The organism is Amycolatopsis sp. NBC_00438 (assembly GCF_036026695.1).
In the GTDB taxonomy this organism is placed as follows: domain Bacteria; phylum Actinomycetota; class Actinomycetes; order Mycobacteriales; family Pseudonocardiaceae; genus Amycolatopsis.
Genome location: NZ_CP107923.1, coordinates 9,020,076 through 9,038,054 on the forward strand (window position 1 = coordinate 9,020,076; position 17,979 = coordinate 9,038,054).

Genomic DNA, 17,979 nt, shown 5'->3' on the forward strand with positions numbered 1-17,979 from the left:
AGGCCTTCACGGCTTTTCGGTGGTTTCTTTCGCAGCGCTAACGGTTAGCCTGGGGGCATGCTCAAGCGCACGGTGCTGGACGCCACCCGCGAACTCCTCCGAGACCTCGGCCTCACCACGGTTTTCGGCAACCCCGGCACCACCGAGGTCCCGTTCCTGACCGACTGGCCGGACGACTTCGACTACATCCTCGGCCTGCAGGAGTCCGCCGTCGTGGCGATGGCCGACGCCTACTCCCAGGCCACCCGCCAGGCCGTCCTGGTCAACCTGCACTCCGCCGGCGGCGTCGGCCACGCGCTCGGCAGCGTCTTCACCGCCTACCGCAACCGGACGCCGCTGATCGTCGTCGCCGGCCAGCAGGTGCGGTCGCTGCTGCCGCACGATCCGTTCCTCGGCGCGATGGACGCCCCCGAGTTCCCGAAGCCGTACGTGAAGTGGTCGATCGAGCCCGCGACGGCGGAGGACGTCCCGGCCGCGTTGGCGCGGGCCTACCACGTCGCGACGCAGGCGCCGTCCGGTCCGGTCTTCGTGTCCGTCCCGGCCGACGACTGGACCGTCACCACCGAACGGCCGGTCATCTCCCGGCCGCGGATCCGCGGGTTCGCGCCGGATCCCGAGGCGATCGCCGGGCTCGCCGCCGCGCTGGAGGCCACCGAGCGGCCGGCCATCGTCGTCGGCGGGGCCGTCGACCAGGACACCGCGGTCGAAGACGCCATCGCGCTCGCCGAGCGTGTCAACGCCGGCGTGTGGGTCGCGCCGATGTCGTTCCGGTGCTCGTTCCCCGAGGACCACCCGCTGTTCCAAGGCTTCCTGGACCCCGAACGCGGGGCCATCTCGGACAAGCTGGCCGCGTACGACCTCGTCGTCGTGCTCGGCGCGCCCGCCTTCACCTACCACGTCGACCGCGGCCGGGGTGAGGCTCCGCTGCCGCCGCTGTTCGTCGTCAGCGACGACGAGCAGATCCTCGCGCGCGCGTTCGAAGGCACCGGGATTCGCGCCACGCCGAAGCTCGGTATCCGCGCGCTGGTCGACGCCGTGGGTGAGACGAGCCGGCCCGCGCCCGCGCCCGCGCCGCTGGAGCGTCCCGCGAAGCCCGCCGCCGACACGCTGACCGCGGCCTACTTCTACGCGACGCTCGCGGACCTGTTGCCGGACAACGCGATCGTCGTCGAGGAGGCGCCGAGCCACCGCGGTGTCCTGCACGACCACCTGCCGATCACGGCGACCGACACGGGTTTCCTGACGGTCTCCAGCGGCGCGCTCGGGTACGGCGTCCCGGCCGTCGTCGGCGCGGCCATCGCCCGGCCGGACCGCAAGGTCGTCGGCGTGATCGGTGACGGCTCGAGCATGTACGGCATCCAGGCGCTCTGGACGGCCGCGCGCCAGGAACTGCCGGTGACGATCGTCATCCTGGACAACACCGAGTACGCGGCGGTCCGCATCCTGGGCGACGCGATCGGCGGCTCCAAGCTCCCGGGCACCCAGCTGGGCGGGATCGAGTTCTCGGCGCTGGCGGCGAGCCTGGGCTGCCAGGGCATCGCGATCACCGAGCCGGCGGCCCTGGCCCCGGCGCTGACGGCGGCCCTGGCCGAGGACCGTCCGACGCTGGTCCACGTCCGCGTCGCGCCGGAGAACTCGGCGATCTACTGACGCAGCGGTGAAACGGCGGAAGGCCGGGGTCGGTGCGACCCCGGCCTTCCGCCGTCGGTAAGTCCACTGTGGACTCGGGTGGTGCGAGTCAGCTCCGGGACCGGGAGCTCGTCCGCTGCTTGGCCTGCTCGGCCAACGCCCATTCCGCGGCGTCGGAGGCGGCCTTCGCGGCTTCCTCCGGGCTGCCGCCGTGCAGCAGCCGTGCCACTTCGCCGCGCAGCGTCACGAACTCCAGCGACTCGCGGGTCGCGATCTGGTCGCGGTCGGCCGGCAGGTCCACCCGCAGGTCCGCCACGATCGACGCCGGTGACTTCGACAGCACCAGCACGCGGTCGGACAGGTAGACGCTCTCGTCGATGTCGTGCGTGACGACGAGGATCGTGGCGCCCTGCTCGCGCTGGACCCGCCGGGTCAGGTCCTCGAGCTCGAACCGCGTCTGCGCGTCGACCGACGCGAACGGCTCGTCCATCAGCAGCAGGGACGGCCGGCTGGCCAGCGCGCGGGCGATCGACACCCGCTGCTGCATGCCGCCGGACAGCTGCCACGGGTACTTCCCGCCGACGCCGGACAGGCCGACCTGCTCCAGCGCCTCGGCGGCCCGCTTGCGGCGCTCGGAGCGCGAGATCGAGCGCCACCGCAGCGGGAACTCGACGTTCTTCTGCACCGAAAGCCACGGGAACAGCGACCGGCTGTAGTCCTGGAAGACGACGGCGAGGTCGTCCGGCACGCCCGAGACGTGGTCGCCGTGCAGGCTGACCCGGCCTTCGGTCGGCGGGGTCAGGCCGGCGACGCAGCGCAGCAGGGTCGACTTGCCGCAGCCGGACGGGCCGACGATGCTGGCCAGCTGCCCGGCTTCGACGGTGAACGAAAGGTCGTTCACCGCGGTGTGCGCCTTGGGACCGGAGCCGTAGCGGTGACTGACACCGGACACTTCGAGCATGGTTGACATAGAGGGCCTTTCCACCGTCAGTCACGGCCGAGACGGGCCGGCTGCCAAGCCAGCACCCGCCGCTCCGCGGCCAGGAAGATCGTGTTGAAGACGTAGCCGAGGATCCCGAGCAGCACCAGCCAGGACCACATCGTCGGGAAGTCGAAGTCCTGCTGGGCGTTCAGCAGTGAGCGCCCGATGCCGAAGGAGGAGCCGACCAGTTCGGAAACCACCATCAGCAGCAGCGAGATCGACAGGCTGACCCGCAGCCCGGCGAAGATCTTCGGCGCCGCCGCCGGGAGCACGACCATGCTGACCCAGTACGCCTTGGGCGTCCGGAACGAGCGCGCCGTCTCCACCTTGACCTGGTCGACCGAGCGGACGCCGTCGACCGCGTTGAGCAGCACGGGCCAGATCGCGCCGAAGATGATCGATCCGACCTGCATGCCCGAGCTCAGCCCGAACAGCACCACGAACACCGGGATCAGCGTGGGCGGCGGGATCGAGCGGAAGAACGCGAACAGCGGGCCGAGGTAGTCCATCGCCTTCGCGGACCGGCCGACCAGCACGCCGAGGACGATGCCGACCGCGGCGGCCAGCGCCCAGCCGCCGAGCATGTGGCCGAGGCTGGGCAGCACGTTGTCGAACACCGTGTCGGTGAGGAAGAGCTGGGACGCCGGCCCGGTGAACCACAGGTTCACCGCGCGGACCGCGATCTCCGACGGTGGCGGGAAGAACTTGCTGCCGCCGGCGCGGGCGGCGAACTCCCAGAGCACCACGAGGATCGCGAAGAGCAGCCAGTTGCGCAGGATCGTGGTCGCGCCGCGGACGGCACGCCTGCCCACGCGTCCGGACAAGGTCGCCGTGCTCACGCGATCGCCTCCCGGTCCACCGTGCTCCAGCGGAACAGCCGCCTGCCGGCCAGCTCGAGTCCCTCGTTGATGAGGTAGCCGAGCACACCGGCCACCACAGTACCGGCCAGGACCAGGTCGAACCGGGTCGAACCGGTGCTGGCGACCAGGATGAAGTTGCCGAGGCCGACTTCAGAGCCGGCCAGGAACTCGGTGCTGACGACGGCGATCAGCGCGATGGTCGCCGACAGCCGGACGCCGGTGAAGACGAACGGCGCGGTGAACGGCAGCGCGACCGACGAGAGGATCCGGAACCGGCTGGCCCCGCTCGCCCGCGCGGTCTCCATCAGCACCGGGTCGATCTCGCTGAGCCCGTAGATCGTGTTGAACATGATCGGCCACAGCGCGGCGTACACCGCGAGGGTGATCTTCGCTTCGGGGCCGGAGCCGATCACCAGCAGCACCAAGGGGATCAGCGCGGCGACCGGGATCGGGCGGAGGAACTCGACGATCGCGGCGGTGGCGTTGCGCAGCACCGGGACGCTGCCCAGCAGCAGTCCGGCGGGCACCCCGACGACCACGGCGATCAGGATGGCGATGAACCAGGCCAGCATCGTCGCGACGACGTCGCGGAGGAAGGAGGGGTCGCCGAGCAGTTCCCCGGCGGTGACGAGGACGACGCTGGGCGGCGGGATGAACGTTTTGCTGACCAGGCCGACCTGGACGACGACCTCCCAGAGGAGGAGGAAGCCGACCAGGCCGATCAGGCCGCGGAGCAGTTTGGTCACGGTGTCAGCTGGCTGTCGCCTGCGGGGCGATCATCGACGCGGCGTCGACGGCCGAGGCGATGGCTCCCAGCTGCAGCAGCAGGTCGGGGACCCGCTGCATGCGCCGGGCGTCCAGGACCGAGCCGTAACCGGGGATCGTCAGCAGCTTCGCCGTGTCCGCGTCGATCTTCGCGTACTTGATGAGCAGCGGCTCGACCTTCGACCGGTCGGCGATCGCGTCGCGGGTGGCCTTCTGCATCGCGCGCTGGAAGGCGGCGAGGGTCTTCGGGTTCGACTGGACCCACTTCCTGGGCGCGCCGTAGCCGGTCAAGGGGAAGTTCTGGCTGGCGCCGGAGTTGATGTCGACCACCGGGGTGGCGCCGACGTTCTTGGCGGCCTGGGTGATGAACGGCTCCGGCAGGTAGGCGGCGTCGACCTGGCCCTGCTTCAGCGCGGCCGCGATGTTCGGCAGCGCGAGCGTGACCCACTGGACCTTGTCCGAGGGCACGCCGTGGTCCTTCATCACGGACTTGGTCAGCAGGTCGGACGCGGTGTTCTTGGCGGTGATCGCGATCCGCTTGCCGGCGAGGTCGCCGATGGACTTCACCGGCGAGTTCGGCACGGTGACGATGGCGTTGCTCTTCGCGTTCACGGAGGAGCCGTCGGCGACGAGCTGCATGTCGGCGGCGCCGGTGCTCTTAGCGATGAAGAACGGCGTATAGGTGGAAAGCGCGATGTCCGCTTCGCCGGCGATCGACTTGGTCATCGACGCCTGGCCGCTGGCCGCGATCACGGACTTGACCTCGAGCCCTTCGGCCTTGAAGTAGCCGCCGTCCTGGGCGAGCCAGAACGGGCCCAGGTCGGTGGTGGGCAGGATCGACACCGTGAGGCTCGACTTCTCCAGGCCGCCCCCCGTCGACGAGGCGTTCGAGTCGTCCGAGCCGAGCGCGCTGCAACCGCTGGCGGCGGTCACGGCAGCGGCGGTGAGGGCGAGCCCGAGCGCGGCGCGGCGAGTACGAACCCGGCCACTGCTCCTGGCGTTTCCAAGCAAGGCCTGCTCCTTGGCGAAGGTGACGGTGGGTGTACCGAATCCAATGGAAGTGCGTGACTCATTGTCCGGAGGCACGCGGGCCACTGTAGAGAACGTGACAGCCCGCTCACAACGGGTAGAAGCAATACCCGAGAGAGTGGTGCGCGTCACTCTTTAGGATTCTGGTCTAGACCCGCTGCTCCACTCGCCGTAGCTGAATGCCCAGCGCAAGGCCGAGAACTTGAAAAAGTGATCACCGGCTGTGCGTCTACTGAGCGAACGCTGTGCAACATCCTGCGCTTGTTGTCGGGAGGGTTACATCTTCCCCGGCCGTTCGCTACCCTCTGCACCTGCGGGGAGGTTTCAACCTCCGATGTAGTGAGAGAGAGTGCCTGGATGGCCGATCAAGACGACCCACATCGGTCTACCAGGACACGCTGTGCTTTTCCTGAGAGATACGCCCCCGCAGTAGTGACCACAGCCAGGCCGGGCAAAGCCGCCGCGCCGGTGGGATAGGCCGACAAAGACCGATGCAAGACCAGCGCAGGGACCCGACCGTGATGCTCCAGCTGAACCGATTCCGCCCGCGAGGGCGGCGTTCGGGCACCCCCGTCGAAGACGATCTTTTCACCCGTACGGGTACCGTCTCGCGCTGGGCTCCGACCGACCGGCCGCAGCGCCGGGAAGCCAGGAGCGTGCGTACGAGTGGCTGAGGAGAACGCGATGCGCCCTGGCGGGCGCTGGACCGACCAGGGATTCACGAGCACGAACGATGATGGTGGTGCGGCGGTGCCGAACGAAGACGCCGCGGGGGTGGGAGGGACCCCTGCGCAGTCGCCCGGAGGAAATCCGGGAAAGAGGTCCGGGCTTTTCTCCGGCATGCGTGACTGGCGGCTGCGGTCCAAGCTGGCCGCGGTCCTGATCATCCCTACCCTGACCGCGTCGGTGCTGGGGGCACTGCGCGTGGTCGACGACGCCCAGCAGGCGTCGGAGTTCCAGCGCACCGCCGACCAGGTCGCGTTCGCGGTCAAGGTCACCACGGTGGTGCACGAGCTGCAGAACGAGCGCGGCCTGGCCGTCGCCCGGATCGCTTCGGCGAACCCGTTGCTGCAGACCGGGCTGGACGCGCAGATCGCCAAGGTCGACCGCGAGGTCAACGACCTGAAAGGCGCCGCGTCGACGCTGAAGAACGACGACCAGGCCACGACCGACCGCTACGCCCGCGGCATCCAGCGCCTCGACGCGCTGCGCCCGCTGCGCGCGGCCTACGGCGCGCAGAACGGCCTGCCGGACATCACCGTCATGACGGCGTACTCGGGCATCGTCGACGCGCTGATCGAGCTCGGCCGCGAGGTGACCACCGCGGTCACCGACCGGGACGTGCTCCGCCTCGGCACCAGCACGCAGGCGATCAGCGAGGCCAAGGAATTCACCGTCCGCTCGGACGCCGACCTGCAGATCGCGGCGTACCGCACGAACTTCCCCGGTGACCTCCTGGACCAGACGCGCGCCGCGGCGTCCAGTGCGGACGCTTCGGTCATCTCGTTCCTGGCGAACGCCGACGACGACCAGCGCCAGCTCTACAACGACACCTACTCCGGCCCGGAGGTCGACGACCGCCGCCGGATCCAGACCAGCGCGTTCGCCTCCGCCCAGCTGGGTGACCCGCCGAGCATCGATCCCGGGGTGCTCAGCAAGGACAGCACGGTGTCGGCGGACAAGCTGCACGCCGTCGAGTCGAACCTGCTGGCCCAGCTGAAGACCCGCGCGGACGACCTGGCCACCGCGGCCGTCAACTCCGCCTGGATCGGCGGTGCCATCGTGCTCGCCGCGCTGGCCGCCGCGATCGCGCTGATGCTCATCGTCGCCCGCCTGATGCTGCGCCCGCTCCGGGTGCTGCGGAAGAGCGCGCTGGACATCGCGTACACCCGGCTGCCCGAAACGGTGCAGAACATCCTCGACGACCCGGACCCGGTCGGCGCCTCGAAACGCGCCGTCCAGCCCGTACCCGTCGACTCGCGCGACGAGATCGGCGAGGTGGCGCGCTCGTTCGACATCGTCCACGAGCAAGCCGTCAAGATGGCCGCCGAGCAGGCCCTCCTGCGCGAGAACGTCAACGGCATCTTCGTGAACCTCTCCCGGCGGTCGCAGCGGCTGGTGGAACGCCAGCTCGGCGTCATCGACCGCCTCGAGGCCGACGAGCAGGACCCGGACCACTTGGCCAGCCTGTTCGAGCTCGACCACCTGGCCACCCGGCTGCGGCGCAACGGTGAGTCCCTGCTGGTGCTCTCCGGCGCCGGCCTGGCCAAGTCCGTGCCGAAGCCGGTGCCCGCCGCCGACGTCATCGGCGCCGCGGTGTCCGAGATCGAGCAGTACGCCCGGATCGAGGTCGGCATCGTGCCCGACGTCGCCGTCCAGGGCCTCGCGATCCACGACCTCGTGCACGTCCTCGCCGAGCTGCTCGACAACGCGACCTACTTCTCCGAGCCGGAGACGAAGGTCATCGTGCGGGCGGTCGTCACCCGCCGGAAGGCCCTCGCCATCCAGGTCACCGACCACGGTGTCGGGATGAGCGACGAGCGGCTGAGCGAGGTCAACGCGCGGCTCGCCGAGCCGCCGGACCTGGACGTGTCGGTGACCCGGCGAATGGGTCTCTACGTGGTGTCGCGGCTCGCCAAGCGCCACGGCGTCGAGGTGCGGCTGCGCGAGAACGAGGACATCGAAGGCGGCGTCATCGCCCGCGTCGTCGTCCCGGCCGAGCTGCTCACCCAGCTCCGCCCGGGCATGCCGCGCCAGCAGATGCAGACCCAGACGCCGCCGCCGCAGAACCGGTCCGAGACGTCGATGTCGATGCCGAGCATCCCGGTCCCGTCGATGCCCGACTTCGAGCAGACGCAGACGCACCACCACACCCCGCCACCGCCGCCGGCCCCGCCGGTGCACGAACCGGTGGCCAACCAGGGCGGGCTGGTCCCGCTGGACCAGCCGATCAGCCTGGACGACCTGGTCAGCGGGGGCCGTGCGGCAGGCCCGTTCCTGTCGCCGGAGCTCCCGAAGCCGGAGACGCCCGCGTGGCCGACGGCCGAGGACCTCGCGCCGCTGACGCCGTCGCCGAACGGCGACGGGGCCAGCCACAGCGCGGACACCCGGTTCCAGCCGCTGGTGCTGCCGAAGCGCGAGCCGAAGTACGTCCCGCCGGAGGAGTCGTCCCCGCCGCCACCCGTGGCGGACGTCGGCTCGTCGGCGCTCGAAGACGATGTACCCACCCGGCGGCTGCCCATCTACCAGTCGGTGCTGTCACGCTGGTTCAGTGAGGGCGACGAAGCGGGCGCGGCGGATCCGGTGCCGGCCCACCAGGCCGACGCCGGGGACGACCCGATGCTGCCGCCGCTCACCGGGCCCGTCGACGAGCCGCGGTACGAGCCGGAACGCGAGCGTGAGCCCGCGCCCCGGTACGAGGCCCAGCGCGAGCCGGTTCGCGAGCGTGAACCCGTTCGTGACCGCGAACCCGTCCGGGAGCGTGAGCCGGAGCCCGAGCGCGTCGACGAGCTGCAGCCGACCGCGGCGACCCGGCACCCGCTGCTCCCGCCCGACGACGGCTGGCACAGCGCCTCCGACGAGGGCTGGAACGCGGCGCAGTCGCTGCTGGAGGCGAAGGACGAGGAGATCACCCCGGCCGGGCTGCCGAAACGCGTCCCGAACGCCTACCTGGTGCCCGGGTCGATCAACAGCCCCTCCTCCGACGCGCCGGCGCAGAACAACTTCGCGGACAACACCGGTGGGAGGCCCGGAACGGGTGTGATCACCCGCTCGGCGTCCACAGCGCGGAGCCGGATGGCAAGCTTCCAACGTGGCTACACGTCCGGACGGCACGCGTTGAAGGAACGCACGGACGAAGACGGTGGGTTTCCGATGAATGGCAACACCACAGACAGCAGTGAGGAGTGAAAGTGACACGGGCGGGTGCAATGCAGCCGGGTGGCTCCGCGCAGCCGGGTGGCTCCGCGCAGGCCAAGGCGGGTAATACCGGCAGCTTCGCTTGGCTGATCACGGATTTCGTGCACCGGGTGCCCGGCGCGGCCCACGCGGTCGTGGTCTCGGCGGACGGTCTGCTCCTGGCGGCCTCGCGCGGCCTTCCGAAGGACCGGGCGGACCAGCTGGCGGCCGTCGCGTCGGGGCTCACCAGCCTCGCGCGGGGTGCGGCCAAGGTGTTCGAGGGCGGCACGGTCGCGCAGACCGTGGTCGAGATGGCCAACGGCTTCCTCTTCCTGATGGCGGTTTCCGACGGTTCCTGTCTCGCGGTGCTCGGGTCACCCGAAAGTGACATCGGCTTGGTCGTCTACGAGATGACCCTGCTGGTGGAGCGGGTCGGCCAGCAGCTGACACCGGAGATGCGGGCGCAACTGCAGGGCGCAGCGGTCCGCCGCTGACGACCGGGGAACCGAGGAGAGAGCCGTGGACGACGGGCGCTTGAGGGGCGATGGCCGGCTCGGTGACGACTTCTCCGGCGGCTGGTCCGAGCAGCCGGGGCCGGACGACGGGCGGGAGGACTGGCAGTCCTTCCGGGAGCGCGTCGACCGCGAGTGGCGGCAACGGCGGGTCCAGGGTTCCGACGGCGACCCCGTCCGGGAACCGCCGAACTGGCTGACGGACTCGAACGCCGGGCAGGAGCCGATCCGGCCGATCCAGCCGGGCAGCAACGAATACCGCGACCGCCTGCTCGGCGGCCCGGGCTCGGAGCTGTTCGGTGGCGCGAGCGGGCCGTTGTACGACGCGGCGGACTTCGCCGCGTACAGCAACGACCGCGAGCGCGACTACACGTCGGGTCCGGACTCCGGTGAGCTGGCCGCGGCGTTGCCGCGGCAGGCCCACCAGGAGTACGTCGACGAGCCACCACCGCCGACGGAGATGGAGACGTCGGGCCTGGTCCGGCCGTACTTCCGGACCCGGGGGCGGACGAAGGCGACCCTCGACCTGGCGATCGAGACGCTGATCTCGACCAGCGAACAGGGCCGCCTGCTCGACCGGGTCCGGGTGCCCGAGCACCGGTCGATCTGCGACCTGTGCTTCGACACCCGGTCGGTGGCCGAAGTGGCGGCGCTGCTGCGGCTGCCGCTCGGTGTGGTGCGGGTGTTGATTGGTGACGTGGCGGGTCTCGGCCTGGTTCTGGTGCACTCCAGCAGCCAGACCGTGGGCGACCGGCCGAGTATCGAGTTCATGGAAAGGGTGCTCAGTGGGCTTCGGAGAATTTGACTCCGACGCGAACGCGCCGCAGGTGACGGGTCCGACCTCGTCGGCCAAGATCGTGGTCGCCGGCGGGTTCGGTTCGGGGAAGACAACGATGGTCGGGGCGATCTCGGAGATCGACCCGCTGACCACCGAGGCCATGATGACCGAGGCCAGCGTCGGACACGACGACACCTCGGCCACGCCCAACAAGACCACCACCACCGTGGCGATGGACTTCGGGCGCATCTCGCTGGACTCGGACCTGGTGCTGTACGTGTTCGGCACGCCGGGTCAGCACCGGTTCTGGTTCATGTGGGACGACCTGGCGGTCGGGGCCATCGGCGCGGTCGTGCTCGTCGACACGCGGCGGCTGGCCGACGCGTTCCCGTCGATCGACTTCTTCGAGAACCGGAAGCTGCCGTACGTCGTGGCCATCAACTGCTTCGACCGGTTGCTGCACCACCAGATCGAGGACGTCCGGCACGCGCTGACCATCGCGCCGTCGGTCCCGATCATGGCGTGTGACGCGCGCGAGCGCGACTCCGCCAAGCAGGTGCTGATCTCGGTCGTCCAGCACGCGATCGCGCACGATTCGGCGTTGCGCGCGGGATAGTCCTGATGACGCCCCGATCCGGATGCGGCCGTTGGAGTGAACTCCACGGGCTTCACCCACTTCGGGGAGAGCGGCGGCCGTCCGGAGCAGCGCTCGGGGCGGCCGGTTCGGTACCGGCGAAGTCCGGGCCGTCCCACCGGACCGCCCGGACCCGGGCTGACCTGCGCGGACACTCCGCCACCACGGGACGTGGCCCGCGGCGCGGCGGATCCCTCGAACGCGTGGACCCGTCCGGGTCAACGCGGTGTGCGATCGCGCGCACACGTAGGGTGCGCAGCGGTCTGCCGTCGGCGGACTCGACACCACCGGCGGTGCGAATACGCTTTACGGAGGCGTCGTCGACCGGCCGTGCCGCCCGCTCCGGTGTGCGGCGCGCGGCGCCGCACGAGCAAGGAGGGGCAGTAGTGACGGCAACCGGCCAGGGTGCGTTCGGCTGGCTCATCACGGAGTTCGTGCGCCGGGTACCCGGCGCCGCCCACGCCGTTCTGGTGTCCGCCGACGGCCTGCTGCTGGCGCCGTCGGAAGGACTGCCCCAGGAGCGCGCCGAGCAGCTGTCCGCGGTGGCCTCCGGACTGATCAGCCTGACGCACGGAGCCGCACGCTGTTTCGAGGCGGGCGGTGTCAACCAGACCGTGGTGGAGATGGAGCGCGGTTACTTGTTCCTGATGTCCGTTACGGACGGTTCGTCGCTGGCGGTGCTGGCCGCGCCGACGTGCGACATCGGCACGGTCGCGTACGAGATGACCCTGCTCGTCGAGCAGGTCGGCCAGCAGATCACCCCCGAGCTGCGCGCGCAGCTGCAGGGCGGCGTGCGTGGGTAGGACACGATGAGGATTTCGGGATTCGACGATCCGGACTCCACCGGCTGGGACGCACTGCACCGCGGCACCGAGCGCGAGGGTTTCGATTCGCCGAGCAAGTTCGACATGTCGACGTTGTCGACGATCATGCCGCGCCGGAAGCGGCAGACCCCGCCGCCACCGCAGCCGCGGCCGGACCCGCAGGGCTACACCGACGAGGACACCCGCGAGTGGGGTTCCTCGGCGGCCACCGACGACGACTACTACGACGACGACTCCGGTGACTCCGGTCATGAGCCCGGCTACGGCCAGGCCGGTTACGAGCCCGGCTACGGCCAGGCCGGTCACGACCCGGGTTACGCCGAGGACGGGTACGCCGCCGAGCAGCCGGAATGGCAGGACGAGCCGCGCTACGAGCCCGAGCCGCCGCCGGTGGAGACCTGGACGCCGCCGCGTGGCGCGGGCCGCTCCCCGGCCCCGCGCCCGCCCGCGCCCCGCCCGCCGGCCCCGCGCCCCCCGGTGTCCCGGCCCCGGGCCCAGGCGGCACCCCCGCCTTCGTGGGCCCCGCCGGTCGACCCGCGCGCCGGGTGGACCCCGCCGCCGGACCCGGAGACCCGCTGGATCCCGCAGCCCGAGCCGCACGGTTACGACGAGCCGGCCTGGAACGAACCCGCCGTGCGCGCGGCGAACCCGAGGCCGGTGGCGTCGGCCGGCTCGCGGGTGCGGCCCTACACCCGCACGGGTGGCCGCACCCGGTCCGACCACAACCTGGCGCTCGAGGCCCTGGTTTCGACGTCCGACGACGGCCGCCGCTACCGCGGTGTCCGGTCGGTCGAGCACCGCCGGATCTGCGACCTCTGCCTCGACACGCGGTCGATCGCGGAGATCGCCGCGCACCTGCGGCTGCCGCTGGGCGTGGTGAAGGTGCTGGTCGGGGACATGGCCGACATCGGGCTGGTGCTGGTCCACCACACCGAGCTGATCCTGGGCGACCGCTCGTCCCGCGACTTCATGGAACGCGTCCTGGCGGGCTTGCGAGCCCTGTAGCCCGACCTGCGCCGCACCCGTCGTGAGTGGTTAGGGCGGTTAGAACCGCCCTAACCACTCACGACAAGCTGCGGCAGACTCAGGGCGTGAGGGTCAGGGCCAGCGTGTTGCCGGGCCCCGGGACCGCCGCGTTGACCAGGGCCGTCCCCGGACCGCAGTTCGCGAAGGCGCCGATCGTGTAGGTCGACGTCAGGTGCCCGCCGGTCGAGAGCGTGAAGTCGGCCGACGTGATCTCCGTCGTCACCGGCTGCGCGGTGCCGCACGCGGGGCCGACGTCGTACGGGGCGCCGCCGACCGTGACGTCCGAGACGCGCACCGGCCAGGTCGCGGTGCCCGTGAACCCGCCGAACGACGAGCCCTCGATCCGGGCCGGGCCGAGCGTCACCGTGGCGCTCACCGCGCCGACCGTGACCCGCGCCGGCGGCAGGGTGAACGTCCCGCTGTAGGTGTACGGCCCGATGTCGGTGTACATCTCGACCGTCCCCGGCCCGAGCTTCACGTTCGCGTCGGGCTTCGCGACGTGCGTGGTGCCCACGACCGCGTACTTCGTGTAGACCGGCGGCCCGGCGGCGGCCGTCCCGGCGAACCCCAGCCCGCTCACCAGCACCGCCGTGGCCACCGCGGTCACGCGTGTTCCTCGCTTCATGGTCCCTCCCCTGACTTCCGAAGGACCCAGGCTTACCACGTCGGCGCGCAGTGCGGTGCCGATTCACCGGATCGCGGGTGCTCAGTCTTCGACGATGGCCGCGGAGGTGATCCGGTGCAGGGAGTAGCGCTCGTTGTTGTCGCCTTCGAGGATCCCGCCGCCGACCCGGATCGGGCGGACGACCCGCTGGCTGGCGGTGCCGCGGGAGTCGACGAAACCGATCCAGACCTCACGGCGTTCGAGCGTGGCCCGCGACAGCAGCTCCAGCGTCGCCGACGTGTCCGCGCCGCCCCCGCCGGGTGCCTGGACCGTCGACCCGCGGCGCCGGGCCGAGGCCGCGTCGCCCGCGCGCAGGTTGGAGACGATCCGCTCCGCCTGGTCGTCGGTCAGCACCGCCGGCTCACCCGGGTTGCGCCGGGCCGCGCGGGCCTTCGCCGGCAGCCGCCGGCCACCCGGGCGGATGTCGACGACCCGGCCGTCCGGGCCCTCCGCGGCCGGGGCGAACCCGGCCGCGCGCAGGCCGGCCAGGACCTCGTGCAGGGGATCCGGGCTGATCACCACGGTCGGCGCGATCAGCCGCAGGTCGTGCTCCACGGCGACCGGGTGCGCGAGCACCTCGGCCAGCAACGCCTCGTCGTCGCACCGCAGGAACGACGCCGCGACCCCGCCGCGCAGCCGTCCGTGCCGCCGCGCGACGTCGTCGACCAGGTAGCTGAGCCCCTGCGGCACCGGCGTCGCGGACTTCGCCTTGAACAGCGCGTGCAGCTCGTCCGCCGTCCGGCCGGTGTCGAGCGCGCGCCGGACCGAGCCCTCGGTGATCCGGTAGACCGTCGCGTGCCCGGCCGACTCGATGTCGGCGACCGCGTCCATCTCGGTGGCCAGCTCCGGCTCCAGCGGCCCCGGCGCGACCACCGTCAGGTCGGCCTGGAGCAGCACGCGGTCCACCGGCGCGGGCAGCGCGTCCAGGATCGCCTCGACGGCGGCGGGGCGGTCGTCGGCCAGCAGGGCCCGGGTCGCCGTCGTGACGCCGCCGAGCCCGGCCAGGCCGAGCGCGCTCGCTTCGGCCATGGTCCAGCGGACCGTCTCGTCGCGCAGCCGGCCGCCGCGCCGCGGGGCCCGCCAGGCCAGCACCGCGACCAGCTCGTCGACGCTCTTCACCCCGGCGCCCTCGGGGAGGTCGGCCAGCGCGGCCAGCACCCGGCGGCGCACGACCGGCGCCAGCGGCCGCCGCAGCTCCTCGGAAAGCGGCGCGACCGGCTTGTCCTTGGCGTCGCGGCCGCCGGCGAGCCCGGGCAGCCGCGGCAGCTCCAGCCACGCCTGCGCGAGCGTCATCCAGCGCTGCGCGGTCGGCGACGCGAGCCAGGAGTCGGTCAGCGTCGTCGGCACCCATTCGGGCAAGGTCGTCTCGCTGTCCGCGACGAGCCCGGCCCCGACGGCCAGCTCGGCCAGCAGGGTCGCCTGCGTCTCGTCGATCTCGAGGTCCTTGGCCAGCTTCTTCAGCTCGCGCACGCCGAGGCCGCCCGACTTGAGCACCGGGGGCGGCGCCGCCGACCACGCGCGCAGCAGGGATTCGGTGTGGCGCAGGAACTCCATCGCCTCGCCGGCCGCGGCCTCGTCCACAGTGGACGCCCGGTGCGGGTGCACCGGCAGCTCGGGCTCGACGAGCGTGCCCGGCCCGAACACCCCGCCGCGCACGGCGATGCCCAGCTCACGCGGCAGTTCGACGGTCTGGTCGTCGCGCCGCAGCAGCAGCCCGCGGGCGAGCAGCTTCTGCACCGGCGTCTCGGCCTTCTGGAGCGTGAGGTCGATCCCGGCGTCGCGGGTGCGCCCGATCGGCGGGCCGGCGGCCAGCGCGTTCAGCACCCCGCGCTCGTCGTCGGACAGCTCGGCCAGCCGCGCCTCGAGGTCTTCGCCGGCCAGCGCCGGCGACGGCGTGCCCAGCCCGGCCGGGAACGGCCCGAGCGCCTCCCGGACCGCGGGCGGTACCCGCAGCGCGTCGTCGGAGCCCCAGACCAGCGCCCGCGCGCGGAGCCGGGTCAGCGGGGCCGCGATGTCGGCGCCGACCAGCTTCGCGACGTCTTCGACCGGCACGGGATCGCGGTCCGCGCCGGCCAGCAGACACGCTTCGAGCACGGCCAGGGTGAGGGTGTCGAGTTCTTCGCAGGCACGCGCGACGGAGCCCGGGGTGCCGGCGCGCGTGGCCAGCACCGTGCTGTCGGAGGGCGGGGGCGTGGACAGATCGCGACGCGTGCGGAGCAACTCCGCGAGCGCGTCGTCGGACTCCCCACGCAGCCAGTCCGCCAAGGAGGTCGCGGGCATAGAAGGCCAGCGTACCGGGCGGTTGGCCGAGCCTGCGGGGGCTCAGGCAGACTGTGTCCGGAGAATCCGGCACGGCTGTGGAGGACGTTGTGGCCAAGGGCGAGAAGAAGCACAAGGGCGTCGACCCGACCTGGCCGGGCGAGGCCGGTGAGCACCCCGTGACCGAACTGGCGTCGGACCGCCAGGGCGCGCTGTCGCCGTTCGGGGACCTCACCTTCCCGCTCGACACGGTGCCGTACGTGCACCCCGAGACCGAGATCAACCGCTGATCCTGTCGTTACTGGTCAGTACCGGTATCGGGGCCTCGTGAGGGCGGTCACGGGAGTAGGTTCGCTCCCGTCCCAGCCCCTCTTTACCCACGCGGGAGTAAGCCATGCCGGTTCCCGGTCCCGGATATTCGATCACCGTCCGGGTCGAGGCCCCGGCCTCGTCCAGCGCGGCCGGTGACCTCACCACCGCCGTCGGGCGCGTCGGCGGCGTACTGACCGCGTTCGACGTCGTCGAGTCCCACTCCGACTCGATCGTGGTCGACATCAGCGCCAACGCGCTGTCGGAGAACCACGCGAACGACATCACCCAGACGCTCGACTCGCTGCCCGGTGTCAAGGTCCGCAAGGTCTCCGACCGGACGTTCCTGATCCACCTCGGCGGCAAGATCGAGGTCACCCCCAAGGTCGCGCTCCGCAACCGTGACGACCTCTCCCGCGCCTACACCCCGGGCGTCGCCCGCGTCTGCCAGGCGATCGCCGCGAACCCCGAGGACGCGCGCCGCCTGACCATCAAGCGCAACACCGTCGCCGTCGTCACCGACGGCTCCGCGGTGCTCGGCCTGGGCAACATCGGCCCGGCCGCCGCGCTGCCGGTGATGGAGGGCAAGGCGGCGCTGTTCAAGAAGTTCGCCGACGTCGACGCGTGGCCGGTCTGCCTGGACACCCAGGACACCGAGGACATCATCAAGATCGTCAAGGCGATCGCGCCGGTGTACGCCGGGATCAACCTCGAGGACATCGCCGCGCCGCGCTGCTTCGAGATCGAGAAGCGGCTGCGCGAGCAGCTGGACATCCCGGTGTTCCACGACGACCAGCACGGCACCGCGATCGTCGTCGTCGCCGCGCTGCGCAACGCCCTGCGCGTGGTCAAGAAGAACATCGAGGACTGCAAGATCGTGGTCAGCGGCGTCGGCGCGGCCGGCTCGGCGATCATCCGGCTGCTGCTGCGCAAGAACCCGGGTGACATCGTCGCCGCGGACATCGACGGCATCGTCCACTCCGAGCGCGGCAACCTCGACGACAACCTGGCGTGGATCGCGTCGCACACGAACAAGGAGCAGGTCAGCGGCACCCTGCACGAGGCGCTGGTCGGCGCGGACGTCTTCATCGGCGTCTCGGCGCCCAACCTGTTCGGCGCCGAGCAGGTCGCGACCATGAAGGACAACGCGGTCGTCTTCGCCCTGGCCAACCCGGACCCGGAGATCGACCCCCTCGAAGCCCAGCAGCACGCCGCCGTCGTGGCGACCGGCCGCAGCGACTTCCCGAACCAGATCAACAACGTGCTGGCCTTCCCGGGCGTCTTCCGCGGCCTGCTCGACGCGCACGCGAACAACATCGACGACGAGATGCTGCTGGCCGCGTCCGACGCGATCGCCGACGTCGTGGACAGCGGCATGCTCAACGCGTCGTTCATCGTGCCGAGCGTGTTCGACAGCGCGGTGGCGCCCGCGGTCGCCGAGGCGGTGCGCAAGGCCGTCCGCGCCGAGCGCTGAGTCACCACTTCGGATGACCTCGGAGTCCGTCTTCCGGCGGACGACGGTGGCGTTCCGCGGGTCCTAGGCTGGCCTCCTGCTCGTTCGGGGAAAGCCCAACGCGGAAGTTCTTGCTGGTCACGGCCGTCGCCTCGGTGGTGGCGGCCGTGGCTGTGGGGGTGGCGCCGGGCGCGTGCCCGGCGGACGTCACCGCGCCGGGGCCCGGCTGAGCCGACGACCAACCGGCGAGCACCGGCGCCCGGGACCCCCAGCTCGCGGCGCCGGTGCGAAACCGGCGACCTGCGCCTGCAGTTCGGCCCGCACGATCGGGGTCGTGCGGCGAACCGCCCGCCACTTG

Annotated in this window: 15 protein-coding genes; 9 read left to right on the forward strand and 6 right to left on the reverse strand. The window is 71.5% G+C overall.

Features of this window, described 5'->3' with window-relative positions; translation table 11 throughout:
• The first annotated feature begins 57 nt into the window (after positions 1 to 57).
• Positions 58 to 1,650, forward strand: a complete 1,593-nt coding sequence (gene mdlC, locus OG494_RS41495) for a benzoylformate decarboxylase (RefSeq protein WP_328448228.1) — start codon at positions 58 to 60, stop codon at positions 1,648 to 1,650.
• Positions 1,651 to 1,738: 88 nt separating this feature from the next.
• Here the strand turns inward: mdlC and OG494_RS41500 are convergent, their stop codons facing one another.
• From OG494_RS41500 to OG494_RS41515, 4 genes are read right to left on the reverse strand one after another with little or no spacing between them, the layout of a single operon-like run.
• A complete protein-coding gene (locus OG494_RS41500; protein ID WP_328448230.1) occupies positions 1,739 to 2,599 on the reverse strand; it encodes an ABC transporter ATP-binding protein in 861 nt (286 codons plus the stop codon).
• A gap of 17 nt (positions 2,600 to 2,616) precedes the next feature.
• Positions 2,617 to 3,450, reverse strand: coding sequence for an ABC transporter permease (locus OG494_RS41505; RefSeq protein WP_328448232.1), 834 nt, complete (start codon positions 3,448 to 3,450; stop codon positions 2,617 to 2,619).
• Positions 3,447 to 4,217, reverse strand: a complete 771-nt coding sequence (locus tag OG494_RS41510; protein ID WP_328448234.1) for an ABC transporter permease — start codon at positions 4,215 to 4,217, stop codon at positions 3,447 to 3,449. The genes OG494_RS41505 and OG494_RS41510 overlap by 4 nt, the downstream gene beginning before the upstream one ends.
• A 4-nt stretch (positions 4,218 to 4,221) precedes the next feature.
• Entirely contained in the window at positions 4,222 to 5,247 is a 1,026-nt protein-coding gene (locus tag OG494_RS41515) for an ABC transporter substrate-binding protein (protein WP_442874345.1), read from the reverse strand.
• A 702-nt stretch (positions 5,248 to 5,949) separates the two neighbouring features.
• On the opposite strand from OG494_RS41515, the gene OG494_RS41520 reads away from it, so the two are divergent.
• The 6 genes from OG494_RS41520 to OG494_RS48520 all read left to right on the forward strand — a co-directional run bounded on the left by OG494_RS41520 (position 5,950) and on the right by OG494_RS48520 (position 12,915).
• Positions 5,950 to 9,174: a nitrate- and nitrite sensing domain-containing protein gene (locus OG494_RS41520; protein WP_328448238.1), complete on the forward strand. Its 3,225-nt coding sequence runs from the start codon at positions 5,950 to 5,952 to the stop codon at positions 9,172 to 9,174.
• 20 nt (positions 9,175 to 9,194) lie between these two features.
• Positions 9,195 to 9,656: a roadblock/LC7 domain-containing protein gene (locus tag OG494_RS41525; RefSeq protein ID WP_247063745.1), complete on the forward strand. Its 462-nt coding sequence runs from the start codon at positions 9,195 to 9,197 to the stop codon at positions 9,654 to 9,656.
• 25 nt (positions 9,657 to 9,681) lie between these two features.
• Entirely contained in the window at positions 9,682 to 10,479 is a 798-nt protein-coding gene (locus OG494_RS41530) for a DUF742 domain-containing protein (RefSeq protein ID WP_328448240.1), read from the forward strand.
• Entirely contained in the window at positions 10,460 to 11,068 is a 609-nt protein-coding gene (locus OG494_RS41535) for a GTP-binding protein (RefSeq protein ID WP_247017872.1), read from the forward strand. The genes OG494_RS41530 and OG494_RS41535 overlap by 20 nt, the downstream gene beginning before the upstream one ends.
• Positions 11,069 to 11,472: 404 nt before the next feature.
• Entirely contained in the window at positions 11,473 to 11,889 is a 417-nt protein-coding gene (locus OG494_RS41540; RefSeq protein WP_328448246.1) for a roadblock/LC7 domain-containing protein, read from the forward strand.
• A 6-nt stretch (positions 11,890 to 11,895) separates the two neighbouring features.
• Positions 11,896 to 12,915 (forward strand): DUF742 domain-containing protein, encoded by a 1,020-nt coding sequence (locus OG494_RS48520; RefSeq protein ID WP_442874346.1) that lies wholly within the window; start codon positions 11,896 to 11,898, stop codon positions 12,913 to 12,915.
• A gap of 79 nt (positions 12,916 to 12,994) precedes the next feature.
• On the opposite strand, the gene OG494_RS41550 is transcribed toward OG494_RS48520, so the two are convergent.
• The gene (locus tag OG494_RS41550) at positions 12,995 to 13,561 is read right to left on the reverse strand and encodes a hypothetical protein (RefSeq protein WP_328448248.1); all 567 of its coding nucleotides are present in this window, start codon (positions 13,559 to 13,561) and stop codon (positions 12,995 to 12,997) included.
• Between the two features lie 81 nt (positions 13,562 to 13,642).
• Positions 13,643 to 15,880: a helicase-associated domain-containing protein gene (locus OG494_RS41555; protein WP_328448250.1), complete on the reverse strand. Its 2,238-nt coding sequence runs from the start codon at positions 15,878 to 15,880 to the stop codon at positions 13,643 to 13,645.
• 89 nt (positions 15,881 to 15,969) lie between these two features.
• Between OG494_RS41555 and OG494_RS41560 the strand changes: the two genes are divergently transcribed.
• On the forward strand, positions 15,970 to 16,149 hold the full coding sequence (locus tag OG494_RS41560) for a hypothetical protein (protein WP_247058525.1): 180 nt from the start codon (positions 15,970 to 15,972) through the stop codon (positions 16,147 to 16,149).
• Between the two features lie 104 nt (positions 16,150 to 16,253).
• Positions 16,254 to 17,642: an NAD-dependent malic enzyme gene (locus tag OG494_RS41565; RefSeq protein ID WP_328448252.1), complete on the forward strand. Its 1,389-nt coding sequence runs from the start codon at positions 16,254 to 16,256 to the stop codon at positions 17,640 to 17,642.
• Positions 17,643 to 17,979 lie beyond the last annotated feature (337 nt).